Origin of the sequence: Photobacterium ganghwense, from assembly GCF_003025595.1 — a bacterium.
GTDB lineage: Bacteria > Pseudomonadota > Gammaproteobacteria > Enterobacterales > Vibrionaceae > Photobacterium > Photobacterium ganghwense.
Genome location: NZ_PYMI01000003.1, coordinates 805,120 through 822,503 on the forward strand (window position 1 = coordinate 805,120; position 17,384 = coordinate 822,503).

Genomic DNA, 17,384 nt, shown 5'->3' on the forward strand with positions numbered 1-17,384 from the left:
CAGATATGGTAATTGCGCATTAAGGGATATTTTGCGAATTGATAGAAATCATGGATTTCATGAATCGCTGTGAAAAACGAATAATTAATGGGTGCAACACCAGACATAATTATGTAGTATCACCGCCAGACAACAAATACAGACAAATTCTGACAAATAATGCACAAAACTAACAGATTTGTTGTTGTCTTAACAGACAGGTTCTTTATTACCATAAAGTAAGACAGAACAATGGCTAGGGTTGCTTTACATTTACTGAGCTAACAAGTGGTTAGGGTTTTTATAACCGTAACTGCAAATAACCATCTTCTAGACGTGTAGAAGCTCGGGAAAATAAAGCAGCACGGAAGCTGCATATAAAAATATGCCCTCAGTAAACGTTGTTAAACAGCGTTTGCTGAGGGCTTCATTATTTATAGCGTCTGATTATGCTTCGTCTGAGCCAATAATACGCCACGCGGCGTCTTTACAGGCTGCAATTATAGCGGTAAAAGCTTAGAACCTTGGTTGAGTGTTGAACCTGGGTCGAGCGTTTGCCTACTAACAATGCATATCTACTAAAACGCCTGCGATGCGAGAGTTAAAACCCAAGGCGGCGGAGGTCAGATAAACTGTCGTCCAGTTCTCTTCTGCGTTACACAAGGCGCTTACCGCCAGACTCTCTTGGATTTGAGCCTCGCAGTAAGAACCTCGTGGACAAAAATCTCGAAGACAAAAGCCTCGTAGATATGCCCCTTACAATCGGTCCGTTAACGGAATAACCCGAACACTTTCGCCCACTTCAATTCCCGGTTGTTCCGGCAGAATCTCTATCAGACAATTCGCTTCACTCATAGACCGCAAAATGCCGGAACCCTGTTTGCCGGTACTGCGAACCACCAGACGCCCATTTGCATCTATAGAGTAAAAACCGCGGCTGTATTCAGTGCGTCCCGGACGGGAGCGTAATGGCTGCTCAGCAATCGCGTTAAAAACCGTTGGCTGCCAGTCGGTCATTCCCTGCATTTTTCGCAGTGCAGGCTCAACAAACTGAAGGAAAGTCACCATCACCGCCACAGGGTTCCCCGGCAGGCCAAAGAAAGGAATGCCCTGAATTTGCCCGAAGGCCAGCGGACGCCCCGGACGCATATTGATTCGCCAGAAATTAATGGCACCAAGTTGGCTGAGCACGGTTTTGATGTAATCGGCATCACCCACGGACACACCGCCAGAAGACAGAATCATATCTGCCTGCTCTGCGGCCTGAAGCAAAGTTGATGTCAGCGTTTCTTCACTGTCTTCGATGATCCCCATGTCAATCACCTCGCAGCCGGCTTTTGTCAGCATGGCTGTCAGGGTGTAGCGATTTGAGTCATAGATGCAGTTTGGCTTCTGGGCTTCGCCCGGTGCCTGAACTTCATCACCGGTTGAGAAAATGGCGACTTTCAGGGGAGGGCGAATGGAGACCGTGTCCAGGCCAAGGGAGGCTATCATCCCCAGTTCAGGGGCGGTGATTTTTGTGCCTGCGGCAACGGCAACCTGGCCCAACGCCAGATCTTCGCCGGCCTGACGCACATTCTGACCTTGGCGAATCGCTCCCATTGTGCGATTAAACGTGACAATGTCACCTGTTTGGCTGGCTTGCTCTCGCATGATGACCGTATCGGCATGCTGCGGAACCGGTGCGCCAGTCATAATCCGCACGGCTTGTCCCGGTTCTAATGGCTGATCAAAACAGTGACCAGCCATGACCTGACCGATAACCTGATAGTGGTCACGATCAAGATCGTCCCCACGGATGGCATAGCCGTCCATCGCTGAGTTGGTATGCTGAGGAACGTTGACAGGAGACAGGATATCTTGTGCGACAATTTGTCCCAATGCTTGCTCAAGCGCAACGGACACCTGCTCTTGCGGGGCTGAAAGTTGGCTCAGAATCTGTTCGATCCCCTGAGCGACAGACAGCATTCCTGAGGCATCAACATTGCTGCAACTCAGCGATTGTGCTGATTCTGACTGGCGTTGGCTGTTTTGGGCAAATTCAGCGACAAAGTCGGTGATTTGGTCGAGATCGTTGATATCCAGTGTCGGCAAATGGGTTTCCACCGGAACATTGGCCGCCACCGCTATGATGTTACTGTCTTCCGGGTGCAGCCATGGCTTGCCGACTTCCTGACGGTGAAGTTCAATTTTTGGGAAGTGCAGTTGCTTGAAGCCTTCCACCAGAATCAGATCAAGCTGGGTTTGATCCAGCTGGGCAATCAGCTGGGGCAAAGTGGCTTCCTCATCGGGCGTTTCAGTAACGATTGCGCGGCGATAGCGGGAAGAAATCAGCATTTGTGCAGCGCCGGCCTTACGTAAGCGGTAGCTGTCTTTGCCTTCTTTATCGATGTCAAAATTATGGTGAGCATGTTTGATTACAGCGACACGGATACCACGCGCGACCAGCTTTGGCAGCATGGCTTCAAGGACTGTGGTTTTACCGGTTCCGCTCCAAGCGGCAAAGCCCAGTAGGGGAAGATTCGCAGTTATCTGAGTCATAGCGCTTGTCCGAATTGTTCGAGTTCTTCTGGGGTATTGAGGTTGATAAAGGCATCAGGCTGATCGCTGAAATCAACGGTGACCATGTTGCATTGGCGGTACAGCAGGATAATTTTTCGGTCGCCGGCGGCAAGAAACTGCTCCAGCTTGGGCAGAATACGGCGATTGAGCAGGGTCACGACCGGCTGAATATGCTCGCCGTCGTGGGCTACTGCAATATCGGTGTCAGCATTACAGGCGCGGCTCATTCTGGCCACCAGATCGACCGGTAACTGCGGGCAGTCACACGGTACGAATCCGATCCACTCACTGTCCGGATACTGGTGCAGGGCAGCGTGCATCCCGCCAAGAGGCCCCGGATAATCCTGAATGTTGTCCCCGAATACGAAACCAAAATGGCTGTAACGTTCCTTGTTACGGTTGGCATTGATAGAGATAGCGGATGTTTGCGGTTTAAGGCGGTCGATCACATGCTCGATTAAGGTACGGCTCGCAAGTGGAATCAGGCCTTTGTCATTGCCGCCCATCCGGCTCGCTTGTCCACCCGCCAGGATCACCCAGCGAGTGTTGTCAGGCGTAGGCATAGTTGTTTTTTTCCCCGTCTACCAGTTGTAATTCTGTGCGTTCGATAAGTTTGGCGTCTGCAATGGTCCACTGACGGCGGCACAAAGCAGTTAACGCATTTTGTTGGTGGCTGGTGATTACCAGACTTGTCCCACGGGATAACAGATCTTTGCAGAGTAACACCATGCGATCAATGGATTCTTGATCCAGACTGGCACTTGATTCATCCATCAGTAAAACTCCCGGATTTAGTATCCAGGCGCGCGCCATGGCGACCCGCTGGCGTTCACCGCCGGACAATACCGAAATGTGTTCGTTGGCCAGGGTTTCTAAACCGACCATGCGCAGGGCATTGATGGCGGTCGATCGGCGTTCGCGGCGATTGCGCAGACTGAATTTCAGTCCGTAACTGACATTGTCCAGTACACTGCCGTCAAACATATAAGGCGTCTGGTGCATGTAAATCACGCCGCTGTGGCTTTGGGCGTAAAACAGACGGTGAAGCCAGCCTTGCTGACTGAGGTTAATAGTCCCGGTCGTGGGTTTCAGCAGGCCGCTTAATACCTTAAGCAGCGTGGTTTTCCCCACACCATTGTCGCCGGTGAGGTAGACGGCATCTTGCGGTCCCAGCGACAATTGCGGGATATGAAAAAGTAGCCGGTCTTTAAATCTGACTGAGAGATCATTGGCCTGAATCGAAAGCTGAGTCATCAATTTCCCTGGCTAGTTAGTTCGCAAATGGGCTTTGCCACGCGCGACAGATAAGAAGAAGTTTAGCCCCAGAGCCAGTATCAATAGCACCATTCCTAAGGCGACGCCTTGCGCAAACGCACCTTTGGAGCTTTCCAGCGCAATAGCCGTCGGAATGTTCCGGGTCGCGTTCATGATGTTACCGCCGACCATCATGGAGCAGCCTACTTCGGTAATAATGCGGCTGAAAGCGGCGATCACGGCTGCCAGCAGAGGAAAACGGCTTTCCCACATCAGGCTCATAAACGCGCGGGGAAGGCTGGCACCTAATGTTAAGGCGGTTTCCCAGGCGCGGCGATCACTGTTCTGAAATGCGGCGTGCATCATCGAAACCAGGATAGGCAGGCAAATCAGCATCTGTCCCAGGATCATTGCTTGCTGGGTAAACAGCATTTTCCAGTCGCCAAGCGGCCCGGCGCGCGACAGCAGCATATAAAGTAACAGCCCAATCACCACGGTTGGGATTGACTGGAAGGTGTTGAACAAAGACAGAATCAGCCAGCGGCCGGGAAAGCGGCCATAGGCGAGGGCAAACCCCAACAGCAATGCTGGCAACAGCACAAGGCTGATTGCCAGCAGCGATACGGAAAAGGACACACCAACAATCCCCCAGAGTGCACTGTCGCCGCTCATGAGTAATTGAATTGCCTGTTGTGTCGTTAGCCAAATATCCATGAAGTTACTACAAATCCCGCATTATTGGGTCAGCGCATCGGCAACAAACAGTTGCTCGCCGTGGCGCTTGTAGCTGTTGATCAGGTTCTGGGCTTTGGTGTTTACCAGCCAGTCACTGAAGGCCTTAGCACCCTGATAGTTGATGTCTGGGTAACGGCTTGGGTTGACCAGAATCACCTGATACGGGTTGAACAGACGTTCATCGCCTTGCAGAACAATCTTTAGATCCAGTTTGTTCTGGTACGCCAGCCAGGTACCGCGGTCGGTCATGGTGTAAGCCTGCAGCTCAGAAGCCATGTTCAGTGTTGGCCCCATGCCCTGACCAACTGCTTTGTAGTTGGTAAATGATGGCGCAATGGCGGCCTGAGACCACAGGAACAGTTCTTTTTTATGGGTGCCGGAATCATCACCGCGGGAGACAAAGCCCAGGTTATCGTCAGCGATTTTTTTCAGTGCGATGCTGACATCTTTCAGTTCACCGATATGCGCCGGATCCGCTTTCGGGCCGACAATCACAAAATCATTGTGCATCAGTTTACGCGGCAGGACGCCGAAGCCTTTTTCAACGAACTCTGCTTCCGCTTTAGGCGCGTGCGTCATCACCAGATCCACATCACCGTTTTCCCCCATGCGCAGCGACTTACCGGTTCCCGCCGCCAGCACTTCGACACTGTAACCGGTGTCTTTTTTAAATTCAGGCAACAAGTAGTCCAGCAGACCGGAGTGGTAGGTGCTGGTGGTTGTGGCAAGGCGAATGGTCATGTCTTCTGCAGCGTGCAGCGTGGTCGCTGTGATCAGGGCCATGATGGCCAGAGCAGATTTGAATAGTTTCATAGGTCTTCCTGACTGCGGTTAAAAAATAAACAGAATAAGAATTCAAGGTCATACCAAAAGTAAGAATGACCCAGTGCAGTTAACGCAAAGCAGTTACGCCGTAGATAAAGCAAATATAGTGCCAGCTTGGTTTTGCGTCATATCATATAGATAGATAAATCATTAAAGTTATGATTTAAAACAAATAAATCAGATGAAATCCGAAGGAATGACGGAACATCAGCTATGCTCTTTGACAGCTCTGTCGATACTGGGACAAAATGTCCCATACAAAACCCTAGTATAAGTAAGTACATATGTCCGAAAACACAGCGTCTTTGTCATGGTCTGCAGTTTCTGTTCTGGTGGTTGACGACGAACCGGGAATGCGGGCAATTCTTAAAAAAGCCCTGAGCAAGCAGTTTGCCCAGGTGGATGTGGCCGGCAGCATTGAAGAGGCGGAAGCGCTGCGTAAACGCTGCCATTTTGATTTGCTGATTGTGGACATAAACCTGCCGGGACGCTCCGGCATTGAATGGCATGAGGCCTTTGACCCCTCCAGTCGTCGCAGCGATGTGATTTTCATGACCGGGTATGCTGATCTCGATACCGCGATTAAGGCGTTGCGTGCCGGTGCGTCTGATTTCATTCTCAAACCTTTCAATCTGGATCAGATGATGCAGTCGGTTGAACGCTGTATAGAACGTCGGCTGGTTGAGCGTCAGAATTTTGCGTTAAAGCGCGATGTCGAGCGTCGCTTCCCAGTGGACATTATTGGTGATGCCGCCAGTACCCTGCATATGAAACAGCTAATCACCCGCATTGCACCGTCTCCGGCTGCCGTTTTGGTTGAAGGGGAATCCGGCACCGGTAAAGAGCTGGTGGCTCGTGCGCTGCATCAGCTCAGTAAGCGCAGCGGGCCTTTTGTGCCGTTGAACTGCGGTGCCATTGCGCCGGATTTGCTGGAAAGCGAGTTGTTTGGTCATGTCTCTGGGGCTTTTACCGGTGCCAAGAAAGGGCGTGAAGGGCTGTTTCGGGTCGCGAACAACGGCACCTTATTTTTGGATGAAATCGGGGAAATGCCCCTTGCCATGCAATCGTCCCTGCTTCGGGCGCTGGAGCAGAAAGCCATACGTCCAGTGGGAGCCGAGCGGGAAGTTCAGGTTGATGTACGCATTGTGGCGGCGACTAACCGGAATCTGAAAGAAGAAGTGGAAGCCGGGCGCTTTCGTCGAGATCTGTACTACCGCCTGAATGTGCTGACGATTGATCTGCCGCCGCTGCGCGACCGGCTGGATGATATTCCGGCACTGGCGCACCATTTCACACAGCAACTGGCAAGGGACATGGGGCTGGAGCCGGTTAGCTGGACTCACGAAGACATTCACGCCATGCAGTGTTACGACTGGCCGGGGAATATTCGTGAGCTAAGAAACCTGATGGAACGCTGTCTGCTGTTAGGCAAACCCCCGGCAGAACACTGGCACGAACTGGGTATGGACGGCAGTCTCCGTCAGCCATCCGTCGATCTGTCTACCGTCTCTCTGGCTTCATCAGAGCCTGAATCATTGGATGCTTTGCTGGATGATGAACCTGAACACGCTGAAAAAATCCTCTCCTCTGATGAAGGACGCAGCTTTGACGCTGGCTGCGGTTGCTATCCCTCTGACTGGTCACTGAAAGATGTGGAAAAAGCGCATATTCTTCAGGTTGTGGATGCCATGCAGGGCAACAAATCGGCGGCCGCCCGCCAATTAGGCGTGGCGAGAAAAACGCTGGAGCGCAAATTTAAAGAGTGGGCAGAAGAATCAGAGACTGATTACAGGGATTAAAGGGATGTCAGTGAGACAGTTTTTTTCAATGTGGATTCGCCGGTTTCGTACCATGGTCCGTTATCGGCTGTTATTACTGACTTCTGTTCCAATCATTATGACGCTGCTGGTTTTAATCGCTCTCACCATGTACTGGACTGTGCGATACACCTGGCAGAGCGCCCTGATGAACGTGCGGGCAGATTTGGCCGTGGCCCATCACAGTATGGTGTTGCTCCAGCAGGAGCAGCGCATGCGGCTTATTGCATTAACCCGATCATACGACTTTCAGTATTTTCTGCGGGAACACCCTGAGCAACTGACTTACTGGGCACGGGAGCAGTTTCAGAAGAATGAACTGGATTTTGTCAAAGTGCATCCGGCATCGGCCATCGGTGAGTTTTCCAAATCCAGCCGTCAGCAACTGCTTGCCGGAAAAGAGCAGACTTTTTTTGAAGTTCTGGATGCCGATGCGCTGAGTGCACTGCATCCGGATTTGCCGGCGAAGGCGCAAATCCCGCTGTTGCAGGAAAATACGGTGATGACCAAAGGGCTGGTCAGCCGCAGTCTGATCCCGGTTTTCGATGCCCGTCAGCAACTAAAATGGATCGTTGATGGCGGCATCCTGCTCAATAACAGCACCCAGTTGGTGGATCAGATGCGGGATCTGGTTTATGCCGCAAATACACTCCCTGAAGGCAGTATCGGTACGGTAACCTTGTTTTTAGGCGATATTCGGGTCAGTACCAATGTGCCGCTTGATAGTCTGGAACGAAATGGCAGAGCGGTCGGTACCCGGGTTTCGCAGGATGTACACGACGCTGTCTTGAAAAAAGGAGAAACCTGGGTAGATCGCGCTTTCGTCTATGACGACTGGTATATCTCGGCTTATGAGCCTTTGCGTGATCATCAGGGGCATGCTATCGGCATGCTGTATACCGGCTATCTGGAATGGCCGATGATGAGGATTTACCTGACCAATATTGTCGAATTGGGCATTGGTATTCTCATTATCCTGCTGATTTCCGGTGTGATTGTATACCGTGGTGCCCGAGATCTGTTTCGTCCGATTGAAAGGATGCATAAGGTGGTCATTGCTAACAAGCTGGGGCTGGATAAACGGATAGGCTCGCTGAACCTGACACCGCAACATGAACTGCAAATTCTGGGGCAGCAATTCGATACGATGCTGGATCAGCTACGTCAGCGCAATGAGGCGATCAGACGCGCTTCTCTGGAGCTGGAGGACAAAGTCCGGGAACGAACTCAAAGTCTGCAGGAAAAAACGAAGGAGCTGGAGCAGCACATTCACTTGTTGAATCAGGCCCGCAGCCGGTTAGTCAGCAGTGAAAAGCTGGCTGCACTTGGCGAGTTGACGGCAGGCATCGCGCATGAAATTAATAACCCGACCGCTGTGATTCTGGGGAACGTGGAACTGCTGCAATACGAGCTGGGCGATGATGTAAATCGGGTGGAAGAAGAGCTGACGGCCATTCATGAGCAGATCGATCGCATCCGAAACATCACCCGTAGTTTGCTGCAATACAGCCGTCAGGGCGGGGTACAGGATGAAGTCACCTGGCAACACCTGAATCCGATTGTTGAAGAAAGTCTGACGCTGGTTCGCTCCGGCACCAAGAAAATGGCCGTCCGGATTGATTCCCAGCTGGATGCGCATTGCTGTGTGGAAGTCAATCGGCATCAGCTGTTGCAGGTGTTGGTAAATCTGCAAATGAACGGGGTGCATGCCATGGATGATGAAGGACAATTACTGGTGAAAACCGAAGACTGGGTAAATGAACATGGCGAGACGTTGGGGGCTGTTGTGCACATTACCGATCATGGCTGTGGTATCAGCTTGGATGTGTTGCCTCGTATCTTTGACCCATTCTTCACGACTCGCCGCAGTGGTACCGGGCTGGGACTTTCTGTCAGTCAGGGCATCATCAGCGGCATAGGCGGAGAGATTTCTGTTGTCTCGGTACCTGGTGAGGGCTCAACTTTTTCGGTTTATCTGCCTGAAAAAGCGATTTGCAGTAACCGAACCCTGCTGGCGTTGGAAAATCTGTGAGGTTTATTCGGGGCCAAGGGCTTGGATTCAGTGCTAAGAGCTTTGGACTAAGCTTTGGTCTGAACGCTGAGATAAAATGGGATAAAACGATCAGTGGATTAATAAAAGTGGATAAATAACGCTGTCATTAAAGTTAGACAAGCTGGTGTAATTATAAAGGCATGTCGTAACATGCCTTTTTTATTTCTTACTTTCGCCGGTTAAAGGCTGCATGAGAAAATCCCGTAACGTTTACATGATAATTAAACCCAGCAACATAAATGAAAAGGCGATTAATACAGAACGTGTAATAATGCCGACATGGGTAGGATGAATGATTTCTTGGTGCATTTTTTACCTCCTTGTGACAGCGGGATGACATTTTTAATTTTTGTGTTACATCTTAATAGTAGTTCAAAGTTTTCAACCTAATACAAAATATTTTCAGAGCAAATATCGACATGCCCCGTAAGGTTGTCAAAGTTTGTCAATCAGATAAGGGAAAACGTTGAGCGTGGTGTTCTTGAAAAATATGATTCGCCGTTTTTATGTCAACGAGAACATGATGGGATGTAGAATGAAGACGTTAAAGCTGACTATGTTATTATTTGGTCTGATGCTGCAATTAATAGCGCTTTATATTGCTTTTTTCGAAGAGTTTTATGGAAATATCTACTTAGCTACGTTGTTGGTAGTGCTTTCTTTAGTTGGCTTGCTTCTGTTTAATGGGCTGGTTGCCCCCGTTTGCTTACTGGCCGGGGTTGTGATCGGGTTGTCGCTTTCACATAACCAGGCTGACAGGCAGATACTCACGCATTTGCAGGGAGATTTTTTCCTGACTGTTCATTTGATAGTCAATGGGAAGTTTCAGCCGGTGCCTGTCCCCGCAGACACCGATTCTCCTTTTCGTCCCGAAATTGTACCTGAGCCGTTACCATTATCGCCTGACGCTATCCCTGTAGTGCAGAACATCGATCTGGCTTTCGAGGGTACGGCTTTTTAGGGTATCGTTTTCGAGGGTAAGGCTTTCAAGAATAATGTGCCATAGCGTTATGGTGTCCGTTGATTGCACCTGAAATCCAGATACTTGCTACCTTTTAATGCAGTAAACAGAGGGGAATTTAATTTACATAGAAAATCTTATGTAAAGAAAAGGATACTGAGAGAAAAGGCTGCCTGGATATCACGAAATTTCTTCTGTTACTGCTTTATCATTCCCGATTTTTTCTTTATTGCATTGCAGTCTTATTTCATTGTCTTGGGATTAACAGTTTCTGTCCGACAAAAATAACTGAATCCGGCAAGTTGTTTATTTCTTTTATTAGTGAAACAGAAGTGTCATTTAATGATGCCAATTCACTTAGCGTATCACCCGCCTGAATATCATAAACCTCGAATTTATTTTTCACATAATGGTAGCTTTTTTCATTTTCATATAATGTTGCTTTATGTGTCCGAGGCAGAAGAATCTTATTTTCCCGATTTTTGAACGTATACCCACCGGTATATCCCGGGTTAAGCTGATAAAGCTGTTTACTGCTGATACCAGCATGGTTGGCGATTGTTTTTAATCGCACCCTGCGATCGACAACAATTTCATCCACCACCGGTTTTGCTTCTATCGCGACAATAGGTAATTCGTGCTGGTGGCGATGCTTAATCAAATCTGCCATGGCCAGCAGTTTAGGTACATATTGTCGCGTTTCGTTGGGTAATTGCAGTGACCAGAAATCAGTGGCTTTGCCCTGCTGTCGGTTTTGTTTGATCGCATTGCGAACCCGTGCTCCGCCGGTATTGTAAGCCGCAATGGCATGAAGCCAATTGTTATCGAACTTATCATACAGGTACTCTAATAAGTCCAGCGCAGCCTGCGTAGCCTCGATAACATCACGTCTGCCGTCGTAGCCCTGAGCCATTTCCAGACCAAATGTTTTGCCTGTGGGCGCGGTGATTTGCCACAGCCCGGCTGCACCTTTGGGCGAATAGGCAAACTGATCGAAACTGCTTTCAATAAAAGGCAGCAAAACCAGTTCAACCGGCAGCCCTCTGGCTTTTACTTGTTGATATATGTAGTAAAGAAAAGGTTCAGCCCGGTTTGTGACGGTTTCAACGTGAAGTGGATTCTCCAGGAACCAGCGCTTGTATTTAGTGACTCTGTTATTTTTCGGCACTTTGAATGAAAACTGATTGGCTATTTCTGACCACAAATCATTTTGACTTGACGTTGAGCTGTTTAGAGTGAGTGCATTTTTTTCGGTATCCAGACTTTCGGCGTCTGGTAAAGCGTCAGTTAAAGGCATGACCTGCCAGGGTTGGGTCGCAATGTAGCGTCCGTCAGTATGTTCGTGGGTGATTGAGCACTGATGGATGTCTGCCGGCCTAAAATTCGGGCGTAAGGGGCTGACCTGATAAGCCGGAGAGCGGTCTTGTCTGGTTGTTGGCGACATGTTGGCTTGCGAGTACCTGTCAGGTGAGGTCTGGCATGCCGTTATTGTCAGCGTGAGACAGATTAAAAGCAGACATTGTTTCAACATAAGCAATTTACAACGTATAAAATTTTGCTAAAACGTTCGTCATAATTTTGTCATCTGCCTTCAAGCGTAGCAGTGAAAGTTGGAGAAGAGAGGTCGAGGCTGAGAGAAAAACGGCGATTGTTGAAACTTCAACATGCATCTCAACACAGAGACACAGATCACAGTGTGCTGAAGATCAGCAGACACTAAAGTTGTAACTACAGTTAAAAGAGATCAGTCATCAACGCTGGGTTGTAAGCACAGGTTAAGACGTAGGCTTACTGAGGTGACTGTGAGTGGGGAGAGGAAGTATGCAGTTTACTCACTATCCGGCAGGCACTGTGCTGCGCGTTCGGTTCAGTACCTATTGGCATTATGGGATTGCCGATGGGCAAGGATGTGTTATTCATAATTCCAAAAAATGGCGGGAAGTACGGCGGGAACCGGAAACTGAATTTGCGGAAGGTCGCGCTATAGAAGTCAGTAAAATCAAGGGGGATGACCCAGATCAGGCTGTTGCCCTTGCAACCAGTCAGATAGGCCGTCCGTATGATTTATTGCAGCACAACTGTGAGCAGTTTGTGCGTGAAGCTCATGGATTGCCGGCTGAATGCACGCAAATTCAACGTCTGCTGGCGGCGGCTGCCGGAGGCTATCTTACTCTGAAGGCAGAATCGCATTTGGAGCGATTGGCGGGAATTGGGATGTTGGTGGGCGCTGTTTCTGCATCATCTGAAATGACACCCTATCCGAAAGCGGCTGCAGGGGCGCGTCTGGCGGTTGGGTCAGGGCTGATACTCACGACGTTATACCGAACGCTGCTGAAAAAGCGCTGATCGGTGAATTGGTGCAACACTCTGCGCGTTAGTCACAAAACCGCTTACAAGTCTAAAGAGCCTTATTGATTTCACTCAGTCTCAATCGGTCTGACATGAGTCCTGAGAGGTAAGTACTGATTGTTGGATCTCGTCCACAGATTTCTGGTCGGAATACCGTTATGTTAAAAAAAGGTGACTGAGTAAAAACACTAATCTGTGAGAGCCACTGTGACAATTTTAATTGAACGTCGTCATGACCGTACCCCTGAAGATATCACATCAATATCCGAGCAAATCGCAGGGGAGCTTGCCCGTGAATACGGCCTGAGGTGGACCTGGCAGGAAGATAAACTTCATATCCAGCATTCGTCGGCAAAAGGGTATCTGCATGCTGAAGAGGGGAAGATAACAATCAGTCTGCAATTGGGGTTCGCTGCCAGCTTTTTTTCTGGTGCGATTGAAAGCCATATTAATGAGCGGCTGGACCGAGTGTTTAACGCCATTGGCTGATGTCAGTTTTCCTCTTTCCAAATAAATAAAAAGCCAGTGTTTTCGCTGGTTTTTTTATTTATAAGTATCGTTGTTGCGTGTTATTTCTTCTGCTTCTTCTTCTGTTTGATATCCATATATCTATCGTATCGCCCGACATGTTGTAGCAATAAGATGTTCCGCTATCTTATTTAACTCTTTGATTTTAATGTTAAATTTGCGAGGTGGGTTGTCATTAATCAAAAAGATGATCCTGATCACTCAATCACGGGGTTTTAGGACGAACATTCTAATTGCAATTTGTACATTACACATAAGCAGTCAGGAAAGAGAAACCCACTGGCTGGCAAAGTTGCAATCGAATGGAGGGGATAAGGATGAGCATCTTTAAACAGGCTGCGGGGCAATCTAAAAAAGAGCACATTCGCGACGCGATGGTTTACAACATTTGGCTGGCCGGTTTAGGTGCTTACGCCAAAAGCCGCGAAGAAGTGAATCAGATTTCCGGTAAAGGGAAAAGTTTATTTGATGAACTGATTGAGCGTGGTCGCGCTGTGGAATCGCAAACTAAAGAGCGTGTTCATACTGCACGTAGCCAAACATCAGTTGCCATTGAAGAACGTATGCATTCTATGGTGCAGAAGTTTATCGGGATTGATAACGATCGTCTGGATCGTGTGGATGACAAAATTGATCAACTAACCGCAAGCATTGAAGCGCTTCTGGCTCGCCAGCAAGAGGCTGAAGCTGCAAAACCGGCGCCACGTAAACGCGCAGCAGCCAAAGCCAGCACCAAAGCGGATGCGCCGGCTGCGAAAAAGCCAAGTGTGGCTCGCCGTAAGAATGTCAAAGCGGCTGAGCCGGTTCAGGCAGCAAAGGCTGATGGCACTAATGTTGATGGGGCGGGCGTTAAGGTTGAAGAAGCCAACACTAATGCACCGACAAACGCTGAAGTAAAAGCCGCTGCAGTGCAGGCGGAAAAGCCGCCGGTAAAGACTGATACCGTTTCAGCTTCCACGAGTGCATCGACTGAGACGGTAACGAAAACCGAAGTGGCCAGCTAACCGGTTCTACCCAGTAAAGTATTGTCGTCATATACCCTGTGGGCTTTTAGGTATGTGACAGGAAAAGCAAAGAGTGCGTCTTAACGCAGGGGAGATTGAATTATGAGCGATAAAACAGTTGTGAAAGCGGCAAAAAATGTCGTTGAAAGCGGTGAAAGCATTGCGCGCAACATCTGGCTTGCGGGGCTGGGTTTATACAGCCGTAGCCTGGAAGAAGCGCAACAGCTGAATGAAAAAACCAGCAATGTGTTTGATGAGCTGGTAGAACGCGGTAAAGAAGTGGAGGTGCAGGCGAAAGAATGCATTGGTCGTAACACTGAAAAAGCGTCAGAAGAAGTCGAAGCAGGTATGAATGATCTGTTTTACCGACTGAGCGGCGTCGACCGTGAAAAACTCGAACGTATGGACGAGAAAATCGATAAGTTGACAAAAGCCGTTGAGAAATTGGCAGCAGCAGAGTAACTGCCGATACGGGGCTCGATCTCAGCCAGCCAGATCATCGAAGCCCCGAGGCACAGCCGCCTAACCCAGTCTGCTGGTGGCTTGCCTTTCAGGTTGCGCGTGGGCCATGCACGCGCACCTTTTTTCGTTTATTAACCTGATGATCCGTGGCCAAATTTGACCAAACCCCTCAATTAAATCTAACTTTGTAATTGAGTTGTAAGAAAGGTGGCGCTTATGGATAGTTGGCGAAATAGAGCTTTTAACAAGGTTTTATTCCGGATCATGCGGCAGCGTCTTGCAAACTGTACTTCCACATTGGAAATGCGAGATCTGATCTTATCCATTGATAACTATGGGCCGTTTATCTCTGCGCCAAAGGGAATGGACGTAGTGCCGACGAAACTGGCTAAAATTCCTTGTGACTGGGTGGACATGCCGTCCAGCAGCGGCAACAAAATCATTCTGTATTTTCATGGTGGCGGATTTTGTTTTCACAGTCCCCGAATTCATAATGCCTTTCTCGCCAGACTGGCGGGGCTGACCAAATCGCGTGGCCTAATGGTCAATTACCGCTTAGCACCTGAACACCCATATCCGGCAGCACCGGATGACAGTTTCGCGGTTTACCGTGCTTTGCTGGTAAAGGGGTATCAACCTCATCAGATTTTTCTGGCAGGCGATTCTGCCGGGGGAAACCTTGCTTTGACGACGATGCTACGCCTAAGGGAGGCCAAGCTACCTCAACCGGCCGGGGCAATTATGCTTTCTCCGGTGTCTGATATGGCTGTCACCGGTGAATCTGCGTTTAAAAAATGTAAAGACGATCCGTTCTTTGACTTAAGTACATTGCTTCTGATGCGCAATAACTATATCGGGATGCGTAATCCCTGTGAGCCTGATATATCACCTTTTTATGCGGATCTTCGTGATCTTCCGCCAAGCTTTATTACGGTTGGAACGGAAGAGCTATTGATGGATGATGGTATCCGGCTGGCCGAAAGAATGGGTGAGGCGGGTAATGATGTGACGATTCATATAGCCAAAGGCGTCCCACATGTTTACCCGCTGTTTTATCAACTCAGCGAATCACGTGAAGCACTTAAACTGATGGCCAGTTTTGTTAATGACAAGTTCAAACAAGCCAAGTCTATGGACAAAAAAGCCAGTTAACCCGATTCCAGACTATCCAAGTAGATGTAGTAGCCCACCTGCATGTGTTCCAAGCATATGCTGAATAGCTGAATAGCTGAATAGCTGAATAGCTGAATAGCTGAATAGCTGAATAGCTGAATAGCTGAATGCTATTGAGTTTTCTGTATTCAGCGGAGTGTCAGGTAAACTCAGTCAGCCGAACTTTGTCGTTAGCAGATTATTGCTGTGCGTGATCATCATTTTGTGCCATGTTCTCACCTGATACCGCTAGTGTTCTCCGCCGTTTTCGACTCGGTATCTTACGAGAACAAACTGAGAACAAACGCCAGAAGGTTTTACTAACAAGCATCAAAAACGGCCTTACCAAGTTATTCAGTGTGATTATCCAGTCAGAAGAGATATCAAAAGGACGACACCATGTTACAGCAAGAAATTGAAGACTACCTGGACTTGTTTCCTGAGGCTGAAAGCGGCTATCCATTTGGCCCTGAAGCCCGGGTATATAAAGTGTTGGGTAAAATGTTTGCATTGCTGGCCATTCATCGGGGTGAGCTCAGTATGACTGTGAAGGGTACACCAGCGGACAATGAACTGCTCGTCAGTCAGTTTAAAGGCATTATTCCGGGATATCACATGAATAAACAGCATTGGGTGACAGTGTCACTTGAAAGCGATGTGAATGACGGGATGATAAGGGATCTGGCGGCGCAATCTTATAAGCTGGTGGTCAGCACTCTACCAAAAGCGCAGCAAAAGCGGTTACAGCTATTAGGGGCATAAATCCGTGCAGCACGCACAGGCAGGGATGATTTGTCTTACTGTCAGCCTGACACACTGTAAACCTTGCCCATTCTATACTCAGCTCAGCTCAGCTCAGCTCAGCTCAGCGTTTTGTCTGTTGGGGGTTATGGCTGTATCGGGAAATGGATTTCTATTTAAGAGGGGCACACTATTTAAGCGGCCGCTCTATTTAAGGAGTATCAATGAACATCGAAACACTGGCATTGTACTGTGCTGTATCATTCTTTTATATCATCAGCCCCGGGCCGGCGATTTTCCTGGCCATTTATAATGGTTCAATGAACGGAGTAAAGTCGGTGATGGCGTCGGCGCTAGGTAACATCATAGGCTTGATGCTGCTCTCCAGTCTATCTATCAGTGGGTTAAGCGCCATCTTGTTGGCATCGTCGACGTTGTTCATGGTCTTCAAAATTGTTGGTGCCAGCTATCTTATTTTCCTTGGTTGCAAACAGTTGAAATCCAGCTTTAAGAAAAGCGCACACTCTGTTCAATCGCCGGCCAGGCATCATTCCAGTTTGTTGTCTTATTTCAGGGAGGGGCTTTTTGTCGCCGTGACGAACCCGAAACCGATCCTCTTTTTCACGGCGTTGTTCCCGCAGTTTATTGATACCAGTCAGCCGATATTTTTCCAGTTTATAGTGATGACGCTAATCTTTATGCTGTTTTCATTCCTGTCACTGTCTACCTATGGGTATTTAGCGGGTAAAGCCTCGGGGTATTTGGCAAAACCTGACACGATGCGCTGGTTTACTCGAGTAAGTGGGGGGCTGTTTGTCGGAATGGGAACCAGTCTTTTTTACGTTAAAAACACAAGCTCATAGTGACGGGTTTAGAGCCAGTGGCCCTGTCGTGCTCGGTGAAGAGACACTGATCTACCAAGCATAGCGGGTCTAAAAAGAAAAGCCTGACTGAGTGAGCAG

General features: G+C 48.8%; 16 protein-coding genes. 10 read left to right on the forward strand and 6 right to left on the reverse strand.

Going from position 1 to position 17,384, the window contains the following annotated elements; all coding sequences use genetic code 11:
- Positions 1 to 735: 735 nt before the first annotated feature.
- Genes C9I92_RS13995 through C9I92_RS14015 form a run of 5 tightly spaced genes read right to left on the reverse strand, consistent with a single transcriptional unit; the run spans position 736 to position 5,313 of the window.
- The gene (locus C9I92_RS13995; RefSeq protein WP_047885388.1) at positions 736 to 2,520 is read right to left on the reverse strand and encodes a bifunctional molybdopterin-guanine dinucleotide biosynthesis adaptor protein MobB/molybdopterin molybdotransferase MoeA; all 1,785 of its coding nucleotides are present in this window, start codon (positions 2,518 to 2,520) and stop codon (positions 736 to 738) included.
- Complete coding sequence (mobA, locus tag C9I92_RS14000; protein ID WP_047885389.1) at positions 2,517 to 3,104, reverse strand: molybdenum cofactor guanylyltransferase MobA; 588 nt, start codon at positions 3,102 to 3,104, stop codon at positions 2,517 to 2,519. The genes C9I92_RS13995 and mobA overlap by 4 nt, the downstream gene beginning before the upstream one ends.
- Entirely contained in the window at positions 3,091 to 3,795 is a 705-nt protein-coding gene (locus C9I92_RS14005; protein ID WP_047885390.1) for an ATP-binding cassette domain-containing protein, read from the reverse strand. Before C9I92_RS14005 ends, mobA begins: the two co-directional genes overlap by 14 nt.
- 12 nt (positions 3,796 to 3,807) lie before the next feature.
- Positions 3,808 to 4,509, reverse strand: a complete 702-nt coding sequence (locus C9I92_RS14010; protein ID WP_047885391.1) for an ABC transporter permease — start codon at positions 4,507 to 4,509, stop codon at positions 3,808 to 3,810.
- A gap of 21 nt (positions 4,510 to 4,530) precedes the next feature.
- On the reverse strand, positions 4,531 to 5,313 hold the full coding sequence (locus C9I92_RS14015) for an ABC transporter substrate-binding protein (RefSeq protein ID WP_373689487.1): 783 nt from the start codon (positions 5,311 to 5,313) through the stop codon (positions 4,531 to 4,533).
- Positions 5,314 to 5,639: 326 nt separating this feature from the next.
- Between C9I92_RS14015 and C9I92_RS14020 the strand changes: the two genes are divergently transcribed.
- The 3 genes from C9I92_RS14020 to C9I92_RS14030 all read left to right on the forward strand — a co-directional run bounded on the left by C9I92_RS14020 (position 5,640) and on the right by C9I92_RS14030 (position 10,186).
- Positions 5,640 to 7,154, forward strand: coding sequence for a sigma-54-dependent transcriptional regulator (locus tag C9I92_RS14020; protein ID WP_047885393.1), 1,515 nt, complete (start codon positions 5,640 to 5,642; stop codon positions 7,152 to 7,154).
- Positions 7,155 to 7,158: 4 nt separating this feature from the next.
- Positions 7,159 to 9,204, forward strand: a complete 2,046-nt coding sequence (locus tag C9I92_RS14025; RefSeq protein WP_047885394.1) for a sensor histidine kinase — start codon at positions 7,159 to 7,161, stop codon at positions 9,202 to 9,204.
- Positions 9,205 to 9,760: 556 nt separating this feature from the next.
- Positions 9,761 to 10,186 carry a hypothetical protein gene (locus C9I92_RS14030; protein WP_146149694.1) on the forward strand — a complete coding sequence of 142 codons (426 nt, stop codon included), beginning with the start codon at positions 9,761 to 9,763 and terminating at the stop codon, positions 10,184 to 10,186.
- 247 nt (positions 10,187 to 10,433) lie between these two features.
- Here the strand turns inward: C9I92_RS14030 and C9I92_RS14035 are convergent, their stop codons facing one another.
- Positions 10,434 to 11,483: a transglycosylase SLT domain-containing protein gene (locus C9I92_RS14035; RefSeq protein WP_053061830.1), complete on the reverse strand. Its 1,050-nt coding sequence runs from the start codon at positions 11,481 to 11,483 to the stop codon at positions 10,434 to 10,436.
- 524 nt (positions 11,484 to 12,007) lie between these two features.
- On the opposite strand from C9I92_RS14035, the gene C9I92_RS14040 reads away from it, so the two are divergent.
- From C9I92_RS14040 to C9I92_RS14070, 7 genes are all read left to right on the forward strand, one after another.
- Positions 12,008 to 12,532 (forward strand): lecithin retinol acyltransferase family protein, encoded by a 525-nt coding sequence (locus tag C9I92_RS14040; RefSeq protein WP_047885395.1) that lies wholly within the window; start codon positions 12,008 to 12,010, stop codon positions 12,530 to 12,532.
- Positions 12,533 to 12,742: 210 nt separating this feature from the next.
- Positions 12,743 to 13,024, forward strand: coding sequence for a polyhydroxyalkanoic acid system family protein (locus C9I92_RS14045; protein WP_047885396.1), 282 nt, complete (start codon positions 12,743 to 12,745; stop codon positions 13,022 to 13,024).
- Positions 13,025 to 13,380: 356 nt separating this feature from the next.
- Positions 13,381 to 14,067 (forward strand): phasin-related domain-containing protein, encoded by a 687-nt coding sequence (locus C9I92_RS14050; protein ID WP_084712562.1) that lies wholly within the window; start codon positions 13,381 to 13,383, stop codon positions 14,065 to 14,067.
- A 102-nt stretch (positions 14,068 to 14,169) separates the two neighbouring features.
- On the forward strand, positions 14,170 to 14,529 hold the full coding sequence (locus C9I92_RS14055; protein ID WP_047885397.1) for a phasin family protein: 360 nt from the start codon (positions 14,170 to 14,172) through the stop codon (positions 14,527 to 14,529).
- Between the two features lie 264 nt (positions 14,530 to 14,793).
- A complete protein-coding gene (locus C9I92_RS14060; RefSeq protein WP_248827378.1) occupies positions 14,794 to 15,681 on the forward strand; it encodes an alpha/beta hydrolase in 888 nt (295 codons plus the stop codon).
- A 399-nt stretch (positions 15,682 to 16,080) separates the two neighbouring features.
- Positions 16,081 to 16,443 carry an MmcQ/YjbR family DNA-binding protein gene (locus C9I92_RS14065; protein WP_047885399.1) on the forward strand — a complete coding sequence of 121 codons (363 nt, stop codon included), beginning with the start codon at positions 16,081 to 16,083 and terminating at the stop codon, positions 16,441 to 16,443.
- Between the two features lie 203 nt (positions 16,444 to 16,646).
- Complete coding sequence (locus tag C9I92_RS14070; RefSeq protein WP_047885400.1) at positions 16,647 to 17,285, forward strand: LysE family translocator; 639 nt, start codon at positions 16,647 to 16,649, stop codon at positions 17,283 to 17,285.
- Positions 17,286 to 17,384: the final 99 nt, after the last annotated feature.